The sequence below is a fragment of the Bacillus sp. Nf3 genome, assembly GCF_003028545.1.
Lineage (GTDB): Bacteria > Bacillota > Bacilli > Bacillales > Bacillaceae > Bacillus > Bacillus safensis.
The window spans coordinates 1-784 of the sequence record NZ_PYUA01000027.1; the positions used below are offsets into that span (position 1 = coordinate 1).

The 784-nt window shown below is 67.2% G+C and carries 1 protein-coding gene; it reads left to right on the forward strand.

The window, feature by feature from the left end:
* Positions 1-32 precede the first annotated feature (32 nt).
* Positions 33-413 (forward strand): hypothetical protein, encoded by a 381-nt coding sequence (locus C9414_RS20680; RefSeq protein ID WP_219909121.1) that lies wholly within the window; start codon positions 33-35, stop codon positions 411-413.
* The last annotated feature ends 371 nt before the right edge of the window (positions 414-784 follow it).

The following is a 784-nucleotide window of genomic DNA, read 5'->3' on the forward strand; positions in this document are numbered from 1 at the left end:
GGCGCGGCCGGACCTGCAGCGGGGGGTCACGGGTGGAAGGCATCGGCCGGCCGCGGGTGGAATCGAGCTTCATTCCGACCTGCGTCGATGCGATGGTGAAGGTGCCTGATGCACTGAGCCTGGCGGCGATGCGTCATGTCAGCCGCCAGCTGGGGCGCCGCGTCGGCGGCTCCACCGGCACCAACTTCATCGGCGTGCTGCAGGCCGCGCAGTGGATGCGCGAGGCCGGTCACCAGGGCAGCATCGTCAGCATCCTCTGCGATGCCGGCGAGCGCTATGCGCAGAGCTACTACGATCCTGCGTGGTATGTGCGCCAGGGCATCGACGTCGATGGCGCCGACGCGCAGTTGGCCGCCGCAGTGGCCGGGCAGGGGCTGCCCAAGCTGCCGTGGTGCAGTCTGGAAGCGCTGTAACCGGCCGACGTTGTCGCCGGGGAGCAGCGCAGAGGCGTGCGTCGATTGGGTAGAGTCGACTGTTAGTCGACTATCGCGCGCAGCGCGGGGTTTTCGCGGCCGGATGGGAGAGCAGTCGACTAACAGTCGACTCTACCAAGCTGTTTCCCCCGGTCGGTTTCGTCCAAGCGGTTTCGCCCGGCCGGTTTCGCCCGGCCGGTTTCACGCGGCCGGATTCACCCGATCCGTGTGACGGCATATCCCCTTCAACGATGCACGTGACCGCGATGCCCTTGTGCGTCTTCGCCATGATCATGATCTTCATGGCCCTCGTGCTCGCCGCCCTTCACCGGTGCCGGTTCACCGCAGGCTTCGCCGCAATGGTCGGCCTC